The organism is bacterium CG_4_10_14_0_2_um_filter_33_32 (assembly GCA_002792735.1).
GTDB lineage: Bacteria > Patescibacteriota > CPR2_A > CG2-30-33-46 > CG2-30-33-46 > CG2-30-33-46.
Genome location: PFOW01000037.1, coordinates 1 through 5557, shown reverse-complemented (window position 1 = coordinate 5557; position 5557 = coordinate 1). Strand labels below are relative to the sequence as shown.

Here is a 5557-nt window from a genome sequence, read left to right as displayed (position 1 = left end):
CAAATTAGTCTTATACCACAAGGCTTTGATATGCATATTGGAAACTCCTTAGTTATTTGCAGGAGTCTCAAATGTTTCGTAACTTATTCATTAAAAATTAAAAAATGGTATATAATAAATATATTAAAAAGGGTACTTATGAAAATACTTGTAGTTGGTACAGGTGCCGTTGCATCAGTGCTAGTAAAGTTTCTATCAAAAGATAAAGAAGTTAAAAAAATTGTTTGCGGTACTAATGATTTAGTAAGGGCCAAGGAATTTATCCCTAAAATGTCAAAAGTTAGTCTTGTTAAACTTGATGCGTCTATTATTAAACAGATAGAAAAGAATGCTAAAGGTATGGATCTTATAATAAATGCCAGTTTGCCATATTTTAATGAAAATATAATGAAGGTCGCCCTTAATGTCGGTGCAAATTACCAAGATTTATGTTCAGAGTTGAAAGACCTTAAAACACCTGAGCAGCTAAAGTATCATCAAAAATTCACGAGGACCAATTTAAAGGCTTTAATTAACACGGGTATAGCGCCAGGAATCACTAATTTATTAGCTGGAATGGCAAATGACATATTTGATAAGATTGATGAAATTCATATCCGCCTGCTTGAAGAACAAAAGACTAGCGAGTTTATATTTACTTGGTCACCAGAAATAGCTTTAAATGTAGAATTTACACAGCCAGCTCTTTCTTTTCAAAATAGAAAGTTTAAATTAGTTGCACCATTTAGTGGCGTTGAAAATTATGATTTCCCTAAAATTGGCAACAAATATGTTTTTAATCTTTAGAATGATGAATTAGCCACCCTTCCTTTATATATAAAGACAAAGAATATAACTTACAAATCAGGTGGAACAGATGTCGAATTTGCTAAGGGCTTAAAAAGTCTGGGATTATTTGATAAAAAAACTATAAATATCAAAGGTAGTAAAGTTTCACCTTTAGAATTTTTTTCCAAAATATCTCCGCAAGTACCCACACCTAAAGAAATGGTGAAATTAGTGGAGAACGGTGTTATTGAGAATGCTTTTTTGCTTTAGTTGTCGAAACAATAGGTGTGGAATGTGGCCAAGAGCTTAAAATGAAAAAAACCGCTATATTTCCTGATCTTATCGATATTACAAAGAAGCTTCCAGGCACTAACTATATATCTTATCCCACTGGTCTTGCAGCTTATATATTTTCTAAAGTCGTATCGAAAATAAAAAACCCAGGCGTAATTCCACCCGAGGTGTTAGATTATTCTTTAAGGAAACAAATTTTAGTAGAGTTAGAATCCTACGGGATAATTATTGACTATCAATATACTAAGAAGAAATCAGTAGTGTGCTTATAAATTATTAAATTAATTATTAATATTTCTTTGTCTTTGATAATTGTATTTATGCAGCTAAGTTATCTTCTAGCTCTAGTTCTATCAATAGAAGTTAGATATTTTTTACGTAGACGCAAGCCTTTAGGCGTAACTTCCAAAAGTTCATCATCTTCCAGGAAATCTAAGCTTTGTTCTAATGTCAAAATAGTCGGAGGCGTAAGAAGAATTGCTTCATCAGAAGATGAGGAACGGATGTTCGTAAGCTTTTTTTCTTTTGTTACATTTATTTCTAAATCGCCTTCTTTAGAATTTACACCAACAACCATTCCTTCGTATACCTGTGTTTGCGGAGGGATAAAAGTGATTCCTCTGCCTTGGGCATTATTTAATCCATAAGCTACTGCTTTTCCGTTTTCCGAGCTTATGAGAGCCCCATTTCTTAGTTTTGGAATGGATGTACCAATAGGTATATATTTTAAAAATATAGAATTCATAATAGCTGTTCCTCTTGATAGAGTGAGCAGTTGGTTTCTTAATCCTAAAAGTCCTTTTGTTGTTATTTCAAAAATTAAGCGGGTGCTTTTGTCTGGATTTTCCATTTGAGAATGAAGTATTCCTCGTCTTTTTCCTACCTCGCTTGTTACTGCACCTGTATATTCTGAAGCAACATCAATGGTTAATTCTTCAAGGGGTTCCATTTCTTTTCCCTCAATAACTTTTGTTATAACTTGCGGCTTGCCTACCTGAAGTTCAAAACCTTCTCTTCTCAAATTTTCTATAAAAACTGATAAATGAAGCTCTCCTCTACCTGACAAGATATAATCACTATTTTCACTCATTTCTAATTTTAGTGAAACATTGGTTTCTAATTCTTTTTTTATTCTATCTAAGATTTGCCTACTCGTTACAAATTCACCTTCCTTGCCTGCAAATGGGGAAGTGTTAGATGATACTGAAATTTTAAGAGTGGGTTCTTCAATTTTAATTGTAGGAAGCGCTTCAGGGTTTGATAAATCGGTAATAGTATCACCTATCCCGGCATTTTTTATTCCAACTAACGCAACAATGTCTCCTGTTTGTCCCTCTGTTGCTTCTACCCTTTTCAATCCCTGGCTTAAATACACTTTATCAATTTTAGCTGGTTCAATTGTTCCATCTTTTTTAATCAAAGCAACTGAAAGTCCAGGTTTTACTAAACCTCTTTGAACTCTTCCAATAGCATATTTACCTTGGTAATTATTCCTATCTAATGTTGTAACAAGCATTTGAAATGCGCCTTCAGAAATTTTTGGTTTTGGGATAGATTGAAGTATTCCTTCAAAAATTGGAGTTAAATCAGCAGCCGATGTTAAATCTTCTGGCATTTCATGCCACGCTTTACCTTCTTTAGCTATTGCATAATATACTGGAAAATCTAATTGATCAGTATCTGTTGCTAAATCTAAAAAGAGATCATGTGTTTTATCTATAGCATTTTTTACTTGAACATCTTTTTTATCAATTTTATTAATAATAACTATTATCTTTAATCCAATTTCTAAGGCTTTTTTGAGAACAAATTTTGTTTGGGGCATTGGGCCTTCTTTTGCATCAATAACTAAAATAGCGCCATCTGCCATATTTAATATTCTTTCAACCTCACCGCCAAAATCAGCATGACCAGGGGTATCTATAATATTAATTTTTGTATCCTTATAGTTCACCGCTGTATTTTTGGCTAAAATTGTGATTCCGCGTTCTCGTTCCTGATCATTTGAATCCATTATCAGCGTTTGTGAAAAAATAGCTTCATTTTCTCTGAAAGTATTGGATTGCTTTAAAAGACCATCAACTAGAGTGGTTTTTCCGTGATCAACATGGGCAATAATAGCAACATTCCGTAACTTCATAGAAGTAGCACCTTTCTTTTTTATTATCAACAATTTTTAAAGTTTACTCTTTGTTCGTGAATTTGTCAATCCTAAAAAGGGGATTAAAAAATATTTTTATACTACTTTTCTTTTCCGAAAAAGTAACCAAATATCTCTGTACCTTTTGTCGACACAAAAGGTACCCAAAAAATCGCAAGCTGGCTCGAAAAGTCTAGAAATTAAGTAGTTTTAAATTATCAATCTGAATGCCCTACGGGCACCCTTACTCGCTATTTCCAATCTTATTGGGCTTGTTCGGGATAGCAGATTTCTGTTTGATTACCACTAGACACATTTAAAACTGCTTAATTTCTCGAGCGGTTTTTCTCGATGCTTGCATCAGAGAATAATACACACTTTTGAAAATACTCTTTTCCTGCCCACCTTTTGAAAAGACGTTTAGAAAACAGGTGTTTTGAAAGCAGTTCTAATCTCTTAATTAGAATAAGAACCTGCTAAGTCGAGAGTAAAGAGTGTTAGTATCTTGGAGCGAGACCGCCTTTGGCGTTCAGGTTCGAAAGCTTGAAAAATGCCTGTTTTTAGTCTTTTCAAATTAGTGGGCGATTTTTGGTTACTTTTTTAAAAAAGTAATAGAATATATTTTGGATACTTTTGTCTAGTCAAAAGTATTATAATACCCGATAGAAAAAAGTATTGACATTGTAGCGATTATATGATAATATGTATTTCTTACGAACGTTGAAATTTCAATAAAGAAGAAAGTCACCACTTCTAGCGGCGGTTTTTTAAATCAATTTTCTAAGAAATGGAGGTTGAGGCAGTGAAGGTAGTAAAATTTGTAGTAATGTTTGTAGCACGGATTTTTAGAAAGGATCCAAATTTTTGTATCGATAGTAGTATCGATACAAATGTTTGGTGTCCAGAAATGGAAAAATTCTAGTAAAGGAGGCATTACAGTGTCAGTGAAAATTTGGAAGGCAGTAATGATTCTCGCAATCCTCGTTGTTTTGTCCGCATTAGCGAATCAGTTCTTTTTTGCTTGGGATATTCAGTATCTTAAGCTCAACCTTTATTATGAACTGAATCGCGCCGCAATTTATTCTTTTGTTTCCTTTGTTTTTTTGTTTTTGACCGCAAGCGGTCATGATATCGCAGTAAGACAAGCGAATGACAAAAAAAGAATTGCGGAAAGAGCAAAACAGGAATTATCAGATATCGAATTGCAATTTTAGTTTTTGCCTCTGCTAAGCCCCGCCCAAACCCCGCCCTTACATAGCAATATTTACACTTTCTTCGCAACACATCATCATACCCGGGCTATCTGCCATTTTTTGCCTCCCCGGCAATTTTGGACTACACAGATCCCGGTTTTTTCTTTGTTAAAAGAAAAACTTTGAAAATTTCAGGATTTTGGCCTAAAATTTTCTAATATTGCGTTTACGCAATGTTCCTTAACTTGAAAGGGGTTGTTTGTTTGTCTAGCAAAACCGCGCAGGTCAATAATTCACCAGCAATAACACAAGAAATTATAGTAATTCCAAAAGAAACCACTAAACTGTTAAGTAAGCTTAATGCATCTATTCATTATATTACCAACACAGAAGCGGAAGTATATTTAGGCCAAGAAAAATTCTATTTTAATGGTGGATCTGCCGAAGATCTAACTAATAAACTGAACGATTTTCTTAACCAAAAACTAATCGAAGAAAAACTTAATGAAGCTAATCGAGTAGCAGACAATCTTGATGCTCATATCAATCGTATATCTGATACTGAAGCTGAAATATATATAGGTGAAAATAGAGCACATTTTATGGAAAGAACACCCCAAGATTTAATCGAAAAGATGTATACTTTTCTAAATGATAAATCACTTGAAGCTAATCTACTTGAACGTTTGCATAAGGATGCTAGGAAAATTAGTGCAGATATTACTCTGGATTTAACTGGGAACCGCTATAACGCGGATGTAAATTTCTTTGATCAAACACAGAATTTTTCTCATTCAAGCATAATTGATCTCATTAAAAGCATATACGATCACTTAAACGGTAAAGCAAAGGAGATCATCGAGTCTCATTTCCATGAAGTATCTTGGCTCGGTAGAGGCAACTTTACAGCAATAAATATAAACGGTTCTAGATATACAGGAAGAATAATAGATATTTTTTCCTCATTACAACAAGAATTTCAATTTATAACCCGCAACATCTAACATTTACACCCTTTTTATCTTTATATCTTAACTACTACTCACTACAATTTTTTACTAAGGCAATATTTGCCTTTTTCTTTTGCCCAATTTTAATAATTTTGAAGTATAATATAAATAAAGGATATAAATCTGGTGGGATCGCATAGCGGTCTAGTGCG

General features: G+C 33.4%; 5 protein-coding genes. 4 read left to right on the top strand and 1 reads right to left on the bottom strand.

The features are described from left to right. Window positions 1–30 precede the first annotated feature (30 nt). Window positions 31–786, top strand: coding sequence for a hypothetical protein (locus COX95_02505; GenBank protein PIZ86018.1), 756 nt, complete (start codon window positions 31–33; stop codon window positions 784–786). Between the two features lie 293 nt (window positions 787–1079). Beyond that, on the top strand, window positions 1080–1334 hold the full coding sequence (locus COX95_02500) for a hypothetical protein (GenBank protein ID PIZ86017.1): 255 nt from the start codon (window positions 1080–1082) through the stop codon (window positions 1332–1334). A gap of 59 nt (window positions 1335–1393) precedes the next feature. Here the strand turns inward: COX95_02500 and typA are convergent, their stop codons facing one another. After that, window positions 1394–3202, bottom strand: a complete 1809-nt coding sequence (gene typA, locus COX95_02495; protein PIZ86019.1) for a translational GTPase TypA — start codon at window positions 3200–3202, stop codon at window positions 1394–1396. Between the two features lie 938 nt (window positions 3203–4140). Here typA and COX95_02490 point away from each other — a divergent pair. After that, window positions 4141–4416: a hypothetical protein gene (locus COX95_02490; GenBank protein PIZ86016.1), complete on the top strand. Its 276-nt coding sequence runs from the start codon at window positions 4141–4143 to the stop codon at window positions 4414–4416. 242 nt (window positions 4417–4658) lie between these two features. Further along, window positions 4659–5399 (top strand): hypothetical protein, encoded by a 741-nt coding sequence (locus COX95_02485; GenBank protein PIZ86015.1) that lies wholly within the window; start codon window positions 4659–4661, stop codon window positions 5397–5399. The last annotated feature ends 158 nt before the right edge of the window (window positions 5400–5557 follow it).